The following is a 17,027-nucleotide window of genomic DNA, read 5'->3' on the forward strand; positions in this document are numbered from 1 at the left end:
GTGCTACGTGAAGAGCGTAGGTGATCTGCGTGAAGGATGTGCTGAGATCGTAGGGCGCTGGGACTAAAACAACGATAAGTGATACGAAGCGGTGTGAGCCGGTCCGCGTCTCATACGAAGAGTGGTGTTGGGTTCAACTTCCCAAACGGAGTGGGTTCCGCGCATCTGCCCAGCAGGACCGGTGTGTTGTAGAGCCTGCCAGGGGCGAAGCGCGGCCAGAAATGGCGCAGACCCGGCACGACAACTTTCACAACAGGAAGATCCAGGTCCGGCCTGGTCTGGTCCAGCACCAGGAGCTCCATCCCGTGCGAGCGCACCAACTCCGTGATGGTGGACACATCGTCGAGCAGATCGCCGGCCGGCGTGTACGACCAGTCCCGCGGGGTGCGGGCGAGCGCCGCCGGATCCGCCCGTACATAGGGCCGGTTGGCGGCCGTCGCCCCGCGCCACCAGTCCAGCGGGTCGGGATCGTCGACCCGGTATCCGGCCCCGTCGGCCGTCACCGCGCTCACCAGCGGCAGCAGTTGGCCCATCTCCGTCAGCGCCCGGCGCAGCGCCACCCGCGGGTCGAAGTGCGCGCCGAAGCCGAACAGGATGTCCTCGGCCGGTTTGTCGGTGCGCCGCGACAGCGCCGCGAACACCGGGATCCCGAGATCCGAGGTGAGATCGAGTGCCCACACCGTACGGTTCACCGACCGGTAACCGGCGCGCAGCCGCTCGATGTACGGTTCGTCGAACGCGTCCAGATCGACCCCGGGCTGCCGGGTGCGGTTGTACCACCACAGGGCCACCGCGTCCCGCTCCACCAACTCCAGGAACCCCTGCACCACGGCGTCCTCGGGGCTGCTCCCGGCGGCGTTCCCGTTGGAGTCGGCCCACAGGCCGTCCGGCGTCTCCTCCTCGCCGAAATACAGCATGGAGGTCGGCAGCAGCCGCCGGGTCCCGCCGGTCAGCGACCACACCGGCGTCCACTCGGTGGGGCGGTCCTCGTCGAAGCGCGGCGGTACGTGATGCAGCCGCGAGCCGCCCGCGTTCCACCGCTCCCGGTCCTCGAACTGGCGCTCGTCGAACAACTGACAGGTATTGGGATGTACGGCCGCGGAGCCCAGGGCGCGGAACGAGTCGCGGACGACCGGCTCGTCGCCCTGCCGGGTCCCGCTGTACCGCTCCACCGCCTCGCACAGCGCGCTGGTCCTGGCCTCCGTATCGGTCAGGCCCTTGCCGCCGCTCAGCGCGCGCAGCCCGGCCCGCAGCCCGGCCAGCGTGCCGCTGCGCATGGCCAGATTCTGGCCGGAGAGGAAGGAGTTCACGAAGCCGGGGGAGCCCGGTGCCCGGCGGATCTCCTTGACGATCCCGGTGACCGGGTCGATCAGACGGCCGTGGCGGGCCAGCATCTCGGCGGGTGTCAGGGCGCGGTGGTCGCCCAGGCCGTCCACCGCCTTCGGACGCGACACGGGGACGAACGGACGCTCGATCCGCCGGGCCGTCAGCGCCGGGTCCCCGCACGCGGGGCACTGCGGCAGCCGCGCCACGGGATGCGCCGTGGTGGCGAGCGTCAGTGTGTCCAGTGTGTTCACCGCGTCGTGCGTCGGCCCCCGTACCCCGGCCAGCCACTTCGCGGCCTCCAGGACGGCGAGCTGTACGGCGACGGACCGGCCCGCGGCCAGGGTCGCGTGCGGCCGCTCCGGCGGGCCCGCGAGCCCGAGCGCCCGCTGCAGCGGCCACTCGGCGTACCGGTGACCCCGGAGCCGCGACGCCAGACACTGCCAGCAGGGGCCGTCGTGCGGGCGGAACACCGGCCCCGTCCACAGGACCGCGGAACCCAGCCGGACCGGCAGCCAGGGCGTGCCCGCCGCGCGCTGCCGTGCGTCGACCTCGGCGAGCCCCGGCGCGAGATAGTCGTCGCACAGGACGAGCGAGAAGTCCGCCTCGGCCTCCGACGCGGCGACGCCGAGCCCCGAGGCACGACAGGCCGACGCCAGCTCGGACACCCAGGCCGCACCGCCGCGTAGCAGCGAGACCGGCAGGACCGAGGCCCCGGCCAGTGCGGCCAGGACCCGGTCGCCGTCGGCGCCGGCGAGCTCCCAGAAGGCGCCGGCCGCCGGATCCGGGCAGGGGGGCGCGGCCGGACCGTCCGCGCCGGGGGTACGGAGCCGGAGCAGCCCCGCCGCGTCGAGCGCCCGCAGCGAGGCGCTGGCCTCCTCCGCGGTCAGCGCGGGCGTCGCGTCCCGTACCACCTCCGCCGGGCCACGTGTCCCGTCGAGCAAGGGCACCAGCACCTCCGCGGGGGCCCCACGGAGGGCGGTGACCCCGCGCTGGGAGACGAGATAGACCGCCTCACCGGGGACGACCGTGGCGCGCAGATGGCTCTTGAACTCCAGGCGCGCCCCGTCCGGCGCGGCGGACCCGGGCCCGTGCCCCCCTGCCGCGGTCATGCCTGGAGCTGCTCGCGCTCTCCGGCCGCGGGCGCGACGGGCGCGGCGGCGATGCAGATGCTGAACAGGGCGGTCGCCTGCTCCGGCACCGTGTCGAGGTCCTCGATGATCAGCAGCCGTCCGCCGGCCACCGGGCTGTCGGACCGCGGGTGGGAGGTCATGGCACTGCTCATTACGATCGTTCCCCTTTCGTTCGTACGCTCAGTTTCCGCTGTCGGTGCTCACGGCTCAGCTGCCGCCGCAGCGATTCTCCGCAGCGGCGGCGGTGACCGGACAGTCCCCCGGTCACCGCGCCTCCATGAAGATTTCACGGATCCGGCACAGCGATTCGCCGGATGCCGAAACATCTGGCATCCGGCGGGGAAGTGCGCTGTCCGCGAGAACACCCCCTGATCGGCCGGAACCCGCAGGTCAGTTCACCGATGCCGGGCGCGGGGCGAGCCGCTGCGCGGCGACCGGGGTGCGCAGCCGGCCGCCCAGCAGCGCCATGCCGAGCGGTGTCACCGAGTGGAGCGCGCAGTTCCGTACCCGACGCGTCGTGATGAGCCCCGACTCCCGCAGCACGGAGGCGTGCTGGCTCGCGCTCCCGGGCGACACGCCCAGCCGCGCGGCGAGCTGGCTCGTCGTGCACGTGTTGGTCAGGGCGCGCAGCGCCGCCGCCCGGGTCTGGCCCACGAGCGCGCTCAGCGCCTGTCCGCCGGTCACATCGGGCTCGTCCGGCAGCGCGAACAGGCCCGAGACGTCGGACGGTACGGCGAAGACCAGCGCCGGCTGATCGCTGTCCCGCTCCGACCTGATGATCCGGCCGACGGTCCCCGGCAGGAACGCCGAGGGGGTCAGCAGCAGCCCCTGCCCCTTGAGATGGACCTCGCACTCCAGACCGTCGTGGATCTCCAGCACCGGCGGGTTCCACACGATCCGCGGGTGCAGCGTGGCCAGCAACTGCTCGACACCGCCCGTCATCGCGATCCGCCCGTGCGCGTCGCACTCACTGTCGAGGCGCTCCAGGACGCGGTCCCAGTACGGTGCGACCCCCGCCCGCCACATGTCCACGGCCAGCCGCGTCAGATCCGTACGGGTGAGGGAGAGCGCGGCGAGCACCGAGGCGTCGGCGTCCGGTGAGGAGTCGAGCAGGAACAGCAGGTCGTCCGGCGCCTTGAGCGCGCGGAGCAGCGGAACCAGCGGCCGGTTCAGCGAGGACGTCTCCCGCAGCCGGCCGAGGACGTCCCCGCGCCAGCGCGCGTAGTCCGCGTTGCGCGACTGCGTGAGCACCCCGAGCGCGAAGATCCCCTCGGCGACCGGCCCCAGTGTGCTCTGCAGCCGTGTGCGGGCGAGATCCGCCGCGGTGAAATGGATTCTCTGCATGTGTGTAGCCCCCGTTGCTGAGTGGCGGATCCGCGCCACGGGCGCGCGGCCGGCGTACACCCACCGGTTCGCGGTGGGTACGCCGCCCGCCTGCCCCGTACGCCGGACGAACCCCGGCGGCAGTGCCGTGCGCGCGGATCCTTCGTGTTGGTGTCAGGAGCGGCCACGCCGGGTAAGGCGTGCGATGGTCACCCCACGACGATCCAGACTCCCCGCCGACGGTGCCACGAGCGGAGCCGCGCGGACAGTGCCGCGTTCCTCCGGGCCCCATGGCCGATTCACTGCCAGGATCATGAATTCTTCAGGTGCGGCGCACGGGGGGCGCGGCGTACCATCCTGGCCGGGCGGCCCCGTCGGGCTGCCCGCCGGCTCGTGTGCGCCGCCCCCGCTTCCGCTTCCGTCTGCGCTTCCGTTCGTGTATTCGCGTACTCGCGTATTGCGCTTTCCGCCTCCGCGGTGGCTGTCGGTTCACGGGCCGTACGAGGTGTACAGGTGTATGAGGTATTGGTTCGCGTGGAGGTGCGGTTGTGCTGAGGACAGGAAAGATCCAGCGGTTCGACGAGACGCGTGGGTACGGGTTCATCATCCCGAACGAGGGAGGTGACGACGTGTTCATGCACGCGAACGACCTGCTGGACGAGAAGTACCTCTACCAGGCCGGCCGCGAGGTCGAGTTCTTCGTCGAGATGGGGGACAAGGGGCCCAAGGCGTCGGAGATCCGCCTCATCCACCAGTCCGCGCAGCGCCGCCCGGAGCGCGACCTGGCGTCGAGCGCCGTCACGTACCAGACGGCGGACGGCGCCGGGCCGACCGTCGCCACTCTGCGCGGCGAACTCACCGAGGCACTGCTGGAGGCGGACGGCACCCTGACGGCCGACCAGATCAAGCGGATCAGGGCCCGCGTCCTCGACCTGGCACACGCCCACGGCTGGGTCGGCGCCTGAGACGTGCACCCCGCGAGAGCCGCGGAATCACGGGACATCCGTTGATTCCGCGGCTTTTCCGCGCGCCGGAACACCGGGTCCGGTACCGGGGCCTTTTGCCGACAACAGAAACTGTGGTGACGGCCGAATCCGGATGGTTACGCTGCCCGGGCAGGAACGTGAAGTTCTCTGCGGGAGGTCGGGAGTTGCTGGACGGCCTGCCGGGATGAAGGCGCGTCACTGTGCTCCAGGGGCCGCCTCTCAGCGACCGCCGTAGGGGAGTAGCTGTGATCAGCGAATCCGTGGAGGAAGCCGTCCGCAGGGCCAGAGCGGCCCAGGCGGAAGCGGCGTCATGGTCGCAGGCCGACACCGACCGGGCCGTCACGGCCGTCGGATGGCACTGCTACCGCGAGGAGACAGCGCGCCGCCTCGCGCGCCTGAGCCACCGGGAGACCCGGCTCGGCGACGTCGAGGACCTGTACACCCTGCACCGCCGACGGGTGCTCGGCATCCTGCACGACCTGCACGGCGCGCGCACCGTCGGTGTGGTCGAGGAGGAGCCGGAGCTCGGCCTCGTCAGGATCGCCAAACCACTGGGCGTCATCGCCGTCGCCAGCCCCGCGACGGCCCCGGCCCCCGGCATCATCTGCAACGCACTGCCCATGCTGAAGACCCGTAACGCGGCCGTCTTCAGCCCCAACCCCCGCGCCCACCGCAGCGCCCAGGCCACCGTGGAGGTCATGCGGGCCGCCCTCACCGGCATCGGGGCCCCGCCCGACCTGCTGATCTGCCTGCCCGAGGCCGGCCGCGAGGCGGGGAGCCTGCTGATGTCCGCCGCCGACTCCGTCGTCGCCATCGGCGGCTCCGGCACCGTACGCCGCGCCTACCGCAGCGGTACGCCCGCCATCGGCGCCGGCGTCGGCAACCCCACCGTCATCGTCGACGAGACCGCGGACCTGGACGACGCCGTGGAGAAGATCCAGCACGGCGCCGGGTTCAACAACGGCACCTCCTGCTCGTCGGAGAGCAATGTGCTCGTCCACCGCTCCGTCGCCGCCGCCTTCGAGCAGGGCCTGGCCCGCGCGGGCGCCCACCTCTGCGACGAGGCCGAGGCGGACCGGCTGGCCCGGCTGCTGTGGCCGGACGGCACCGCGCTCAACCGGGAGATGATCGGCCGCCCGGCCGCCGAGATCGCGCGGGCCGCCGGCATCGACCTCGGCACGGCGGAGAAGGTGACCGTGCTCGTCGTGCGCTGCGCCGACCCCTGGCAGGACACGGCGCTCCTGCGGGAGAAGATCTCCCCGCTGCTCACCCTCTCCGTCTACACCGAGTACGACGAAGCCGTACGCCTCGTCCAGTCCATCTCGCGGCGGTGCGGCCTCGGCCACAGCTGCGCCGTCCACACGACCCGGGCCGACCGGGTGCTGCGGCTGGCCGAGGAGGTCACGCACTGCCGGGTCGTGGTGAACCAGTCGACCATGACCAACACCGGCGGCTTCGCCAGCGGCGTGCCCTTCACCACCACGCTCTCCGCCGGGAGTTGGGGCGGTTCGAGCGTGGCGGGCAATGTCACCTGGCGGCACTTCCTCAATCACACGACCGTGTCCCGCCCCATACCCGAGCGCGTCCCCGACGAGGCCGCGCTGTTCGGCGCGTACTGGCGGCAGGGCTGACAGCGGCGCCACCGGCGGCGGGAACCGGCGGAACGGAACAGAACGGAGAGGGACGGCTGTGCCGAGCGCACGTATCAACGGAATCAGTCTCAGCTACGAGGACACCGGGCAGGGCGAACCGGTGGTGATGGTGATGGGCTCGGGGGCGGGCGGCCGGTCCTGGCATCTGCACCAGGTGCCCGCCCTGCGGTCGGCCGGCTACCGGGTGATCACCTTCGACAACCGCGGCATCCCCCCGACCGACGCCTGCGCCGACGGCTTCACCATCGACGACCTGGTGGCGGACACCGCCGGGCTCATCGACCATCTCGGCCTCGGCCCGTGCCGGCTCGTCGGTACCTCCCTCGGCGCCCATGTCGCCCAGGAACTCTGCCTGGCCCGCCCGGAGTTGATCAGCCAGGTGGTGCTGATGGCGACGCGGGGGAGAACGGACTTCATGCGCCGGGCCCACGCACGGGCGGAGCGCGAGTTCCACGACAGCGGCGGCGTGATGACACCGCTGTACGGGGCCACCCTGCGCGCCCTGCAGAACCTGTCGCCCGCGACCCTGCGCGAGGACAAGGAGATCCAGGACTGGCTGGACATCTTCGAGGTCGCCCCGGCCTCCCAGCTCCCCGGTTACCGGGCACAGCTCGACATCGACATCACCTCCGACCGCCTCCCCGCCTACCGGCGGATCACCACACCGTGCCTGGTCGTCGGATTCGCCGACGATCTCGTACTGCCCCCGCATTTCAGCCGTGAAGTCGCCGACGCGATCCCGGGATCCCGTTATACGGAGATCGATGACGCCGGGCATTACGGCTACCTGGAACGCCCCGACCGGGTCAATGCCGCGCTGCTCGAATTCTTCGCGCAGCGCGGCTGAACCGGACGTGGCCGCACGACGCATATCCGAATCCACACACCGAATCACAGGTTCCGCCTGGGGAGGCTTCGGCCCCAGGTAAAACAGTTTGAACCGGCGGAAGCGGCTGGGAGACCATGCCGCGGGGGCCGGGGTGACACCGGAACCCGGACATGAGGGAAGGGAAACTCATGGAGAACCCGTTCGACGACGACAACGGCTCCTTCTACGTACTGGTCAATCACGAGAACCAGCACTCGCTGTGGCCCACGTTCGCCAGTGTCCCGGACGGCTGGACGGTCGTCTTCGGCGAGGAGAGCCGCCAGGCCTGCCTCGACTACGTGGAGAAGAACTGGACGGACATGAGGCCCGCCAGCCTCATCCGGGAGATGGACGGCGCCGAGGCGGTACCGGCGAGACCGGCCGGTGTTCCCGCCTGACCCATCGGGCGGGAACCACCGCCTGAGCTCCTTCGCGTGAGATCCATCGCGTGTGATCCACCGCGGGTGTTCCGGAGTGCAGTCCGGGACACCCGCTTTCGCGTTGCCGGACCGGCGGGCCGTGAGACGTTCTCGGACCGGCGGGTTGTGAGACGTTCTCGGACTGGTGGGCCGTGAGCGCCGCGTCCGCGGTCAGACCACGTCCCGCCGCATCGGTACGAGCACGGCCACGGCCGCCGCGACGAGCGCGTACCCCGCCAGCAGCAGCCCGCCGCCGACCGGTGAGAGCAGCGAGACCGGACTGGTGGCCAGTTCGTCCGCCAGCGCGTCCGCGATGTAGGTGAAGCTGGTCAGCGAGGCCGTCGCGCCACCGGGCAGCAGCGGGTAGAGCAGATTGACGCCCGGGATCATCATCAGGATCAGCTCACCCATGTAGAGGTAGCCGATCACCACCGCGAGGGCGACGATCTGATTGCGGATCAGCGCCCCCATCGCGACCCCCAGCAGCGTGTAGACCGCCATCGTGACGGCCAGCCGCAGCAGCAGCGCCAGCACCGTCCCCGTGGCGACACCGGGGGTGACGCCCCGGGCGGCGAGCGCCCCGAAGAACCCCGCGGCCGCGCTGCCGGTGAGCACCAGCCCGTACACCATGCCGGCCACGCCGTACGTGACCAGCTTGGCCGTGAGTACCTGCCAGCGCTGCGGCGCGAAGAGGAAGGTGTACGTCGCCGTCCGGTGGCGGTACTCCGACGTCATCGCCATCGTGCCCAGCGCCGCCGGGACGAACACGGTGAAGCCGAGCATCCCGATGACGGAGAGCACGCCCTCCCGTGTCTCCAGGCCGGGCATGGGCGGCGAGAAGTTCTCGGGGCCGACCGCGGTCATCACCCCGACCAGACCGCCGCCCAGGAGCACGGCCGCCACCAGCGCCCACAGCCACAGCCGGGTCGCCGTCAGCCGGTGGAACTCCGCCTTGACCAACGCGTTCATCGAGCGTCCCCCTCGCCGTTCCCGGTCCGTTCGCCGTCCCCGGTCAGTTCGAAGAACAACTGCTCCAGGCTGGTGTCCTCGGTCGCCAGTTCGTACACCCGCAGTCCCGCGGCCGACGCCAGATCGGCGACCTGCTCCGTGGTCAGCCCGTGGACGCGCAGCGCGCCGTTCTGCCCGGACTCGACCTGGCTCGCCGCGCCCCGCTCCGGATCGCCCTTCAGCAGCAGCTTCTTCAGCGGTTCCGCGTCGGGCGAGCGGACCAGCACCGTCGAGGGCCGGAAGCGCTCCATCTCGGCGAGCGGCCCGGCCGCGACGAGCCGGCCGCGCCGGATCATCACGATGTCGTCCACGATCTGCTGGACCTCGCTGAGCACATGGCTCGACACCAGGACCGTGCGCCCCTCGGCGGCGAGCTCCCGCAGGAACGTGCGCAGCCAGGCGATGCCCTCCGGGTCGAGCCCGTTGCTCGGCTCGTCCAGCAGCAGCACCCGCGGATCGCCCAGCAGCGCCGTCGCCAGGCTCAGCCGCTGCTTCATGCCCGTGGAGAACGTCCGCGTCCTGCGCCGCGCCGCGCCCGCGAGGCCGAGCCGATCCAGCAGCTCGTCCACGCGGCCCGCCGGATGGCCGCCCATCGTGCAGTAGATCCGCAGGTGGTCGCGGGCCGAATGGTTCGGATGGAAGGCCGAGGCGTCGAGCACGGCCCCCACGACCTCGGAGGGCCGGCGCAGCTCCCCGTACCGCCGTCCGCCGATGGTGGCGGTGCCCTCGGTGGGCGTGACCAGGCCGAGGATCATGCGCATCGTCGTGGTCTTGCCCGCTCCGTTGGGCCCGAGGAAGCCCGTGATCACGCCCGGCTCCACGGAGAAGCTCAGACCGTCCACCGCGGTGACCGGACCGAACCGCTTGGTCAGGCCGGTCACCTCGATGCGCGGGGAGTCCCCCTCGGCGCGGTGGCCCTCGGTACCGCGGTGGCCCTCCGTACGGCGGGACTCCTTGCTCATCGGCCCTTCCCCAGCCGCTGTCCGAGGGCCTCCGCGAGCTGCTCCGCGCCGTCCAGCGAGAGCACCAGCTCGTCGTACTCGACACCGTCGACCCCGCGGTCCAGCAGGATGTGCAGCCCCGGCCGGCCGCGGTACGCCGCCACGAGCTGGCGCGGGCCCGTCATGATGCCCCAGACCCCGATCTTGGCGAACCCGGAGATCTGCAGCCCGCTCCGGGCGCCGTGCGCGGCGCGCAGCGGGGTCTCGACGGGGGTCACCCTACGGACGGCCGCCAGCGGCACGGTCACCTCGCCGCGCCTGAGCCACGTGCGCTCACGTCCGTTGAACTCGACTGTCACTCCGCTGCCGGAAACCTTCATCAGTGCCATGGGAACCATCCCTCCCTCGGGGACCTCGCTCACGGTCCCGGTGCGTCCCTGCGCTGGCTATCTGTTCTAGTAGATGTATATCAGATAGAGTTCGTGTTGTGCAGCTACTACTCGATCTCGACAGCGAGGTCCCGATCTACCAGCAGATCCGGGACCGGGTGGTGGAAGCCATCGCCGACGGCGCGCTGAAACCTGGTGAGTCATTGCCCTCCACCAGGCAGTTCGCCGTCGATCTCGCGATCAACTTCCACACGGTGAACAAGGCGTACGACCTGCTGCGCCGCGAAGGGATCATCCGCATCAACCGCAAGAGCGGGGCGGTGGTCCACCCGGACGTACGCATGGCGACGGCCGAGCTGAGGGTGGGCGTCGACTGGGAACAGCGACTGCGCACGCTCCTCGCCGAAGCCGTCGTCCGGGGCATTTCGGACGAGGAGATCGTGACGTACGTACGGACGACCCTGAAGGGGTTCGGAAACGAACAGACGAAGTAGACCGAACGAACGAAACAGAGAGAACAAACGAGCGGATCGCATGGGCGGACCGGCCGATTCGGTTCTGCCCAAAGGCGGTTGCGGAACAGCCGCCGCCAGGAGAAGTTGGAGTGTGGTGCCGGATGCCGTACACGAGTGCCGTCGCGCACCGTGCGAGGCCACTCCCAACGAGGCCGCTCCAATTACCACGACTTCGTCGGATGGATTAGGTGAACGCCGTGCTTGTCAGCCTCCTCGTCAATTTCGCGACACTCCTGATTCTCGGAGCGGTCCTCTACGCGGCTCCGAGCCCCCTCCTCAACCCCAAAGCGGTCCCCTTCGGTGTCCGCGTACCCCCCGACAAGGCCGACAGCCCCGAAGTGGGCGAGCAGCGCAGGCGCTACCGTGCGCTGCTGGCACCGATCGCCGTCGTCATCACCCTGGCCTCACTCGTCCTCGGCGCCGTACTCAACAGCGCCGTGGTCGGAGCCGTGGCGGCGCTGCTGCTCTGCGCCGCCGCCGGCGCGCTGTGGCTGAGCGCCCACCGGGCCCTCGCCCGCGCCAAGGAACAGGGGAACTGGTACGAACAGGTGCGTCAGGGCGCCGTCATGGACACCTCCCTGCGCACGGACCCCGTACGGCTGCCCTGGCTGTGGGTGGTCCCCTCCCTCGTGGTGCTCGCGGCGACGGCCGCCGCCGGCGCGTTCGCCTACCCCGACCTGCCCGCGACGATGTCCCTCCCGGAGCGGACCACGAACGGCACGGCCTACCGCGACGTCACCACCACCTTCTGGTCCGCGTTCAGCCTGGTCTTCGTGCAGCTCGGGGTCACGGTGACCGTCCTCGGCACCGTCGCCGCCGTGCTGCGCGCCCGGCCCGACCTGGACGTGTCACGCCCCCGCACGAGCGTCGCCCAGCACCGCCGCTACCTCGCACTGACGGCCCGCGCGCTGCTGGGCGTGGGCGCGCTGCTCAACCTCATGCTGCTCGGCCTGTCCGCGATGATGTGGGGCGACAGCCGCTCCGGAACCGTCCTGTCCCTGGTCGTCGGCGTGCCGCTGCTCGTCGCCGCCGTGGGGTCCCTGCTCGTCGTCCTGCGCGCCGCGCCGTCGGGCGGCCGGACGATGATCGGCGCCACTCCGGGCGCGGAGGCCGAGGAGAACACCGGCCTGGTGGCACGCGACGACGACCGTCACTGGCGGGCGGCGGGAACGATGTACGTGAACTCCGACGACCCGGCGATCCTCGTCCCCAAGCGCGTGGGCATGGGATGGACGGTCAACCTCGCCAACCCCCGGTTCCTGATCGGCTCGGGTGTGGTGCTGGTGCTCGGCCTGGCGGCGACCGTGGTGAGCCTCACCGTGGGCTTCCGGTAACACCCCTGTGACCAGCGGGTTTCCACCGCTGCCGAAGCTGATTGCGGATGGCGGCGTGCCGGGAGAGTCTGGTGTGCGCAGGCGAGGCATGCCCGCGCCGCCCCCGTAGTCGATGTTGTGCCGGACCGCGCCCCGTACCGGGCGGGTTGTGCCACGTCGTGCCACGTCGTGCCGCGCCGTGGCCGTGCCCGGGGGAACGATCAGGGGGAAGGTCCGGTGGGTCCAGTGGGTGCAGCGGTGGGTTCGACGGCGGGTTCGATGGCGGGGTCGACGGCGGGGTCCGGCCCCGCTTCGGCCGAGCAGGTCGAACGGATCTTCGAGGAGTTGGTGCGCAAGCACCACGTGACCGGAGCACAACTGTCCCTCTACCGCGACGGCACCCTCACCCGGTGCGCGGCGGGCGTCAGCTCCGTACGTACGAACACTCCGGTCACCGTCGACACCGCGTTCCCCTACGGCTCGGTGACGAAATTCTTCACGGCCGAACTGGTGATGCAGTTCGTCTCCGACGGCGACCTGGACCTGGACGAACCGCTCTCCGGGCTCCTGTCCGACCTGAAACGCGCCACGAACCCCGAGTTGGGCACCGCGACCGTCCGCCAACTCCTCAGCCACACGGCGGGCCTGGCGGACAGCATCGAATACCCCGACATGCGCGGCCCCTCGTACCGCCGGTTTGCGGCCGTATGCGGTGAGACGCCGAACCTCTTCCCGCCCGGCCTCGCCTTCTCCTACTCCAACACCGGCTACTGCCTGCTCGGCTCCGTCGTCGAGGCGGTGTCCGGCATGGACTGGTGGACGGCCGTCGACAGCTGCCTGCTGCGCCCGCTCTCCATCGAGCCGGCCTTCCTCCACGACCCCCGCCCCCGGACGGACCGGCCCGCCGGCAGCCGCGCCCGGGTACTGGCCGAGGGGCACGCGGTACGGGCCGGCGACGAACACGCCGAGCCCGTCGACCACATGACCGCTCTCTCCCTGGCGGCGGCCGGCGGCCTCGCGGGGAGCGCCACCGATCTGGTCACCGCCGCCCGGCTGCACCTGGACGACCGGAACACCTTCCCGCAGCGGGAGTTGCTCCCGGAAGAAGCCGTACGCCAGATGCGCGAAAGCGTGCCGGACGCCGAGCCCTTCGGCCTCGCCGATGCCTGGGGCCTGGGACTGATGTGCCACCGCAGCGGCGAGGAGGCCTGGTTCGGCCACGACGGCGCGGTGGGCGGCGCCACCTGCAACCTGCGGATTCACCCGGGCCGCAACCTCGCCCTCGCGGTCACCACCAACTCCACGGCCGGGCCGAAACTGTGGGAGGACCTGGTCGGCCGGCTCCGGGCGGCCGGACTGGACCTGGGCCACTACAGCCTGCCGGCCCCCGACGCCCCGGAGGCCGCCGACCTCGGCGACCACCTCGGCACGTACGCCAACGGCGATCTCCACCTCATGGTCGTGACCGACGCCGAAGGCGATCTCTACCTCACGCGCGAGGACTACTCCGACTACCGCCTCACCATCCACGCGGACGACCTCTTCGTCGCCCAGGACCGCGAGCATGACGCCCTCCCCATCGTCGGACGCTTCGTCAGGAAGCACCCGGGAGGACCGGTCGCCCTGCTCCAGTACGGCGGCCGGGCACTGCAACGGCTCTGAGCCGGCCCGGCACGGGGCAGGGCCCCCGGCCGGCGAACGACAGCCACGGGCAGACCGGCCGCACAGGTCACGAGTCACACGTCACGAGATATGCGGGGGAATCAACGATGTTCGAGGGCGAGCAGTCCATGCCGTCGGTCCAGCACATGTCGGTCGTGTCGGCGTTTGCGGGGCGGGTGGCTGCTTCGCCGGGTGCGGTGGCGGTGGAGTGCGGTGATGTGTCGTTGACATATGGGGAGTTGGACGCGCGGGCGGAGGGGCTCGCGCGGGTGTTGCGTGCCGGTGGTGTGGGGGTGGAGTCGCGGGTCGGGCTGCTGTTGGAGCGGTCGGCCGATGTGGTGGTGGCGATGTTGGCTGTGCTGAAGGCGGGGGGTGTCTACGTTCCGTTGCATGGGGGGTATCCGGAGGAGCGGGTGCGGGAGGTGCTGGGGCGTAGTGGTGCGGTGCTGGTGGTGACGGACCGGGGTGTGGACCGGGTCGGTGGGGTGCGGGCGGTGGGTGTGGGCTCCTCCGGGGTTCGGGGAACTGGTGGTGTAGTGCCCGTGGTTTCGCCGGGTTCTTTGGCGTATGTGATGTTTACGTCGGGGTCGTCGGGGGTGCCGAAGGGGGTGGGGGTGACGCATGGGGATGTGGTGGCGTTGGCCGCTGATTCCCGTTGGTCGTCGGGTGCGCATGAGCGGGTGCTGTTCCACTCCCCGCACTCTTTTGATGCGGCGACGTATGAGGTGTGGGTGCCGTTGCTGAACGGCGGCACGGTGGTGGTGGCCGAGGCCGAGCTGTCGGTGGGTGTGGTGCGGGATGCGGTGGGGCGTGGCGTGACGGGGGTCTTTCTGACGAAGGCCCTGTTCGATCTGCTGGCCGAGGAGGATGCGGGGTGCTTCGGGGGGCTTCGTGAGGTCTGGACGGGGGGCGAGGCTGCCTCGGGTGCGGCGATGGCGCGGGTCCTGGACGCGTGCCCGGAGCTGGACCTGGTGCATGTCTACGGGCCGACCGAGTCGACGACGTTCGCCGTGTGCGGTCCCGTGACCAGGGCGGACACGGCACATACCGCTGTGCCCCTCGGCGAGCCGATGGACGGCACCAGCGCCCATGTCCTGAACACCGGCCTGCGCCCGGTTGCCCCCGGAACCGCCGGCGAGCTGTACCTGGGGGGCGCCGGGCTCGCGCGGGGGTACGACGGCCAGGGCGGCCTGACGGCGGAGCGATTCGTCGCGGATCCGTTCGGTTCGGGTGGGCGTTTGTACCGGACGGGTGATGTGGTGCGGTGGCGGGCGGACGGCCGGCTGGAGTTCCTGGGCCGGAGCGACGGCCAGGTGAAGATCCGTGGCTTCCGTATCGAACTCGGCGAGATCGAGGCCGTACTGTCACGCCATCCGGCGGTTGGCCGGGTCTCGGTCACCGTCCGCGAGGACCGTCCGGGCGTCAAGCGCCTGGTGGCGTACCTCGTCCCCACGGGAGACCCGGACACGGCAGGCGTACGCGAGCACGCGGCCCGGCTGCTCCCCGCGTACATGGTCCCGTCGGCCTTCGTCGTGCTCGACGCGCTGCCGTTGACCGTGAACGGCAAGGTCGACCAACGTGCCCTGCCCGTACCCGAGTTCGGTGGCGAAGGCGCGTACGTCGCTCCGCGCACCGAGACGGAACGGGCCCTCTGCGCGGTCTGGTCCGAGGTGCTTGGCACGCCCCGGGTCGGCGTGGAGGACGACTTCTTCGCCCTCGGCGGGGACTCCATCACCGGGCTCAAGGCCGTCACCCGCATCCGGCAGGCCCTCGGCGGAGAACTCACCTCACGCGCACTCTTCGACCACCCGACCGTCGCTGCGCTGGCCGAGGCACTGGAGCGGTCGTACGCCGCCGCGCCCGACCGGGCGATCGTGCGCGTTCACCGTGACCGAGGGGTGCCGCTCCCGCTCTCGTACGGCCAGGAACGCCTCTGGTTCCTGCACGACTTCGCACCCGGCGCGGTCGAGTACAACACCGGACTGGCGCTGCGCCTGACCGGAGAACTGGACGTCACCGCGCTCCGCGGGGCCCTCGACACCCTGACCTCCCGCCACGAGGCACTGCGTACCACCTTCGGCGGCGGAGCCCAGACGATCCACGACGACTTCGTCCTCCCCCTGCGCGTGGTCGACCTGTCCGGGACGAGTGAGCACGACCGCGCGTCGGCCCTGGAGCAGGTGCTCGGTGCCGAGCAGTCGACCGCATTCCACCTGGTGACCGCGCCACCGGTCCGGGCGCTGGTGGTGCGGCTCGGCGAGAACGATCACGTGCTTGTGCTGTCGATGCATCACATCGTGACGGATGGGTGGTCGATGGGTGTGGTGACGCGTGAGTTGAGTGAGTTGTATGGGGCGGCGGTGCGTGGTGAGGAGGCGGTGCTTGCTGGTCTTGCGGTGCAGTATCCGGATTTTGCGGTGTGGCAGCGTGAGCGTTTGGGGGGTGTGGTGTTGGAGGGGCAGCTTGAGTATTGGCGGGGGAAGTTGGCTGGTTTGGGTGTGTTGGAGTTGCCGGTGGATCGGGTGCGTCCTGTGGTGCGGTCGTCGGCGGGGGCTGTGTGTGTGTTTGAGGTTCCGGTGGGGTTGGTGCGGCGGTTGGTGGGGGTTGGGCAGGGTGGTGGTGCGAGTTTGTTCATGGTGTTGACGGCGGTGACGCAGTTGGTGTTGTCGCGGTACAGCGGGCAGCGGGATGTGGCGGTGGGGACGGTGGTGTCGGGGCGTGAGCGGGCGGAGTTGGAGGGGCTGGTCGGCTTCTTCGTCAACACCCTCGTCCTGCGCTCACAGATCGATGAACGGCAGTCGTTCGAGGCCTTCCTCGCCGACGTCCGGTCCACCGTGCTCGAAGCGCTCGCGCACCAGGAAGTGCCCTTCGACCGTGTGGTCGAAGCCGTGGCACCGGAGCGCGACCCGAGCCGCACCCCGCTCGTCCAGGCGCTCGTCGTCCTGCAGAACTCCCTGGACATCGCCTCGGACTTCGGCGGCCTGCGCGCACGCCGCCAGCCTGTGCCGCGCGCGTCGTCGCGGTTCGAAATGACGCTGGAATTCTGGGAGTCACCGGACGGGCTCACCGCTGAACTGGAGTACAACACCGATCTGTTCGATGCGGTGACGGTGGAGCGGTTGTGTCGGCATTGGGTGGCGTTGGCGGAGCGGGTGGTGGTGGAGCCTTCGGTGCCGTTGGCGCGGTTGGGGATGTTGGACGGGGTGGAGCTTGAGCGGTTGTTGATGGGGTGGGCGGGTTCTGGGGAGGGGGTGTCGGACCGTTCGGTGGTGGCTGCGATTCGGGAGCGGATGGTGGAGTCGCCGGATGCGGTTGCGGTGATTGGTGGGGGTGAGGTTTTGACGTATGGGGAGTTGGGGGTTCGGGCGGGGAGGTTGGCGGGGCGTTTGGGTGTTTTGGGTGTGGGTGTGGAGTCGCGGGTGGGTGTGTGTTTGGGGCGGTCGGTGGATTTGGTGGTGGGGGTGTTGGGTGTGTTGTGGGCGGGTGGTGCGTATG

General features: G+C 70.7%; 13 protein-coding genes and 1 pseudogene. 8 read left to right on the top strand and 6 right to left on the bottom strand.

Translation table 11 applies throughout. From position 1 onward, the window contains the following. Positions 1-110 precede the first annotated feature (110 nt). From ACFTZC_RS34560 to ACFTZC_RS34570, 3 genes are all read right to left on the bottom strand, one after another. Positions 111-2,435, bottom strand: a complete 2,325-nt coding sequence (locus ACFTZC_RS34560; RefSeq protein WP_382896625.1) for a TOMM precursor leader peptide-binding protein — start codon at positions 2,433-2,435, stop codon at positions 111-113. Continuing rightward, complete coding sequence (locus ACFTZC_RS34565) at positions 2,432-2,596, bottom strand: hypothetical protein (protein ID WP_382896626.1); 165 nt, start codon at positions 2,594-2,596, stop codon at positions 2,432-2,434. Before ACFTZC_RS34565 ends, ACFTZC_RS34560 begins: the two co-directional genes overlap by 4 nt. 250 nt (positions 2,597-2,846) lie before the next feature. Further along, on the bottom strand, positions 2,847-3,800 hold the full coding sequence (locus ACFTZC_RS34570; protein WP_382896629.1) for an ArsR/SmtB family transcription factor: 954 nt from the start codon (positions 3,798-3,800) through the stop codon (positions 2,847-2,849). Positions 3,801-4,327: 527 nt separating this feature from the next. On the opposite strand from ACFTZC_RS34570, the gene ACFTZC_RS34575 reads away from it, so the two are divergent. The 4 genes from ACFTZC_RS34575 (at position 4,328) to ACFTZC_RS34590 (ending at position 7,683) form a co-directional block, all read left to right on the top strand. Beyond that, positions 4,328-4,744, top strand: a complete 417-nt coding sequence (locus ACFTZC_RS34575) for a cold-shock protein (RefSeq protein ID WP_382896631.1) — start codon at positions 4,328-4,330, stop codon at positions 4,742-4,744. 266 nt (positions 4,745-5,010) lie between these two features. Continuing rightward, positions 5,011-6,396 carry an aldehyde dehydrogenase family protein gene (locus ACFTZC_RS34580; protein WP_382896634.1) on the top strand — a complete coding sequence of 462 codons (1,386 nt, stop codon included), beginning with the start codon at positions 5,011-5,013 and terminating at the stop codon, positions 6,394-6,396. Positions 6,397-6,454: 58 nt separating this feature from the next. Next, entirely contained in the window at positions 6,455-7,264 is an 810-nt protein-coding gene (locus ACFTZC_RS34585) for an alpha/beta fold hydrolase (protein WP_382896638.1), read from the top strand. A 170-nt stretch (positions 7,265-7,434) separates the two neighbouring features. Next, complete coding sequence (locus tag ACFTZC_RS34590) at positions 7,435-7,683, top strand: MbtH family protein (RefSeq protein WP_382896641.1); 249 nt, start codon at positions 7,435-7,437, stop codon at positions 7,681-7,683. Between the two features lie 192 nt (positions 7,684-7,875). Here ACFTZC_RS34590 and ACFTZC_RS34595 read toward each other — a convergent pair whose 3' ends face one another. Genes ACFTZC_RS34595 through ACFTZC_RS34605 form a run of 3 tightly spaced genes read right to left on the bottom strand, consistent with a single transcriptional unit; the run spans position 7,876 to position 10,042 of the window. Next, on the bottom strand, positions 7,876-8,673 hold the full coding sequence (locus tag ACFTZC_RS34595; protein ID WP_382896644.1) for an ABC transporter permease: 798 nt from the start codon (positions 8,671-8,673) through the stop codon (positions 7,876-7,878). Beyond that, positions 8,670-9,674 (bottom strand): ABC transporter ATP-binding protein, encoded by a 1,005-nt coding sequence (locus tag ACFTZC_RS34600; protein ID WP_382896646.1) that lies wholly within the window; start codon positions 9,672-9,674, stop codon positions 8,670-8,672. Before ACFTZC_RS34600 ends, ACFTZC_RS34595 begins: the two co-directional genes overlap by 4 nt. Beyond that, positions 9,671-10,042, bottom strand: coding sequence for a hypothetical protein (locus tag ACFTZC_RS34605; protein WP_382896648.1), 372 nt, complete (start codon positions 10,040-10,042; stop codon positions 9,671-9,673). Before ACFTZC_RS34605 ends, ACFTZC_RS34600 begins: the two co-directional genes overlap by 4 nt. A gap of 98 nt (positions 10,043-10,140) precedes the next feature. Between ACFTZC_RS34605 and ACFTZC_RS34610 the strand changes: the two genes are divergently transcribed. The 4 genes and pseudogenes from ACFTZC_RS34610 to ACFTZC_RS34625 all read left to right on the top strand — a co-directional run. Further along, entirely contained in the window at positions 10,141-10,536 is a 396-nt protein-coding gene (locus tag ACFTZC_RS34610; protein ID WP_382896651.1) for a GntR family transcriptional regulator, read from the top strand. Positions 10,537-10,745: 209 nt separating this feature from the next. Further along, entirely contained in the window at positions 10,746-11,891 is a 1,146-nt protein-coding gene (locus ACFTZC_RS34615; RefSeq protein ID WP_382896654.1) for a DUF1648 domain-containing protein, read from the top strand. A gap of 225 nt (positions 11,892-12,116) precedes the next feature. After that, positions 12,117-13,532, top strand: a complete 1,416-nt coding sequence (locus tag ACFTZC_RS34620; RefSeq protein ID WP_382896657.1) for a serine hydrolase domain-containing protein — start codon at positions 12,117-12,119, stop codon at positions 13,530-13,532. Between the two features lie 131 nt (positions 13,533-13,663). Then, a pseudogene (locus ACFTZC_RS34625) lies at positions 13,664-17,027 on the top strand (amino acid adenylation domain-containing protein); the annotation flags it as partial.

The sequence above is a fragment of the Streptomyces sp. NPDC056987 genome, assembly GCF_042673865.1.
Taxonomy (GTDB): Bacteria; Actinomycetota; Actinomycetes; order Streptomycetales; family Streptomycetaceae; genus Streptomyces.

What these genes read in the sequence shown, in the direction of transcription:
- ACFTZC_RS34600 (WP_382896646.1), bottom strand. Translation starts at nt 9,674, where the DNA reads ATGAGCAAGGAGTCCCGCCGTACGGAGGGCCACCGCGGTACCGAGGGC.
- ACFTZC_RS34605 (WP_382896648.1), bottom strand. Translation starts at nt 10,042, where the DNA reads ATGGCACTGATGAAGGTTTCCGGCAGCGGAGTGACAGTCGAGTTCAAC.
- ACFTZC_RS34570 (WP_382896629.1), bottom strand. Translation starts at nt 3,800, where the DNA reads ATGCAGAGAATCCATTTCACCGCGGCGGATCTCGCCCGCACACGGCTG.
- ACFTZC_RS34565 (WP_382896626.1), bottom strand. Translation starts at nt 2,596, where the DNA reads ATGACCTCCCACCCGCGGTCCGACAGCCCGGTGGCCGGCGGACGGCTG.
- ACFTZC_RS34560 (WP_382896625.1), bottom strand. Translation starts at nt 2,435, where the DNA reads ATGACCGCGGCAGGGGGGCACGGGCCCGGGTCCGCCGCGCCGGACGGG.
- ACFTZC_RS34595 (WP_382896644.1), bottom strand. Translation starts at nt 8,673, where the DNA reads ATGAACGCGTTGGTCAAGGCGGAGTTCCACCGGCTGACGGCGACCCGG.
- ACFTZC_RS34590 (WP_382896641.1), top strand. Translation starts at nt 7,435, where the DNA reads ATGGAGAACCCGTTCGACGACGACAACGGCTCCTTCTACGTACTGGTC.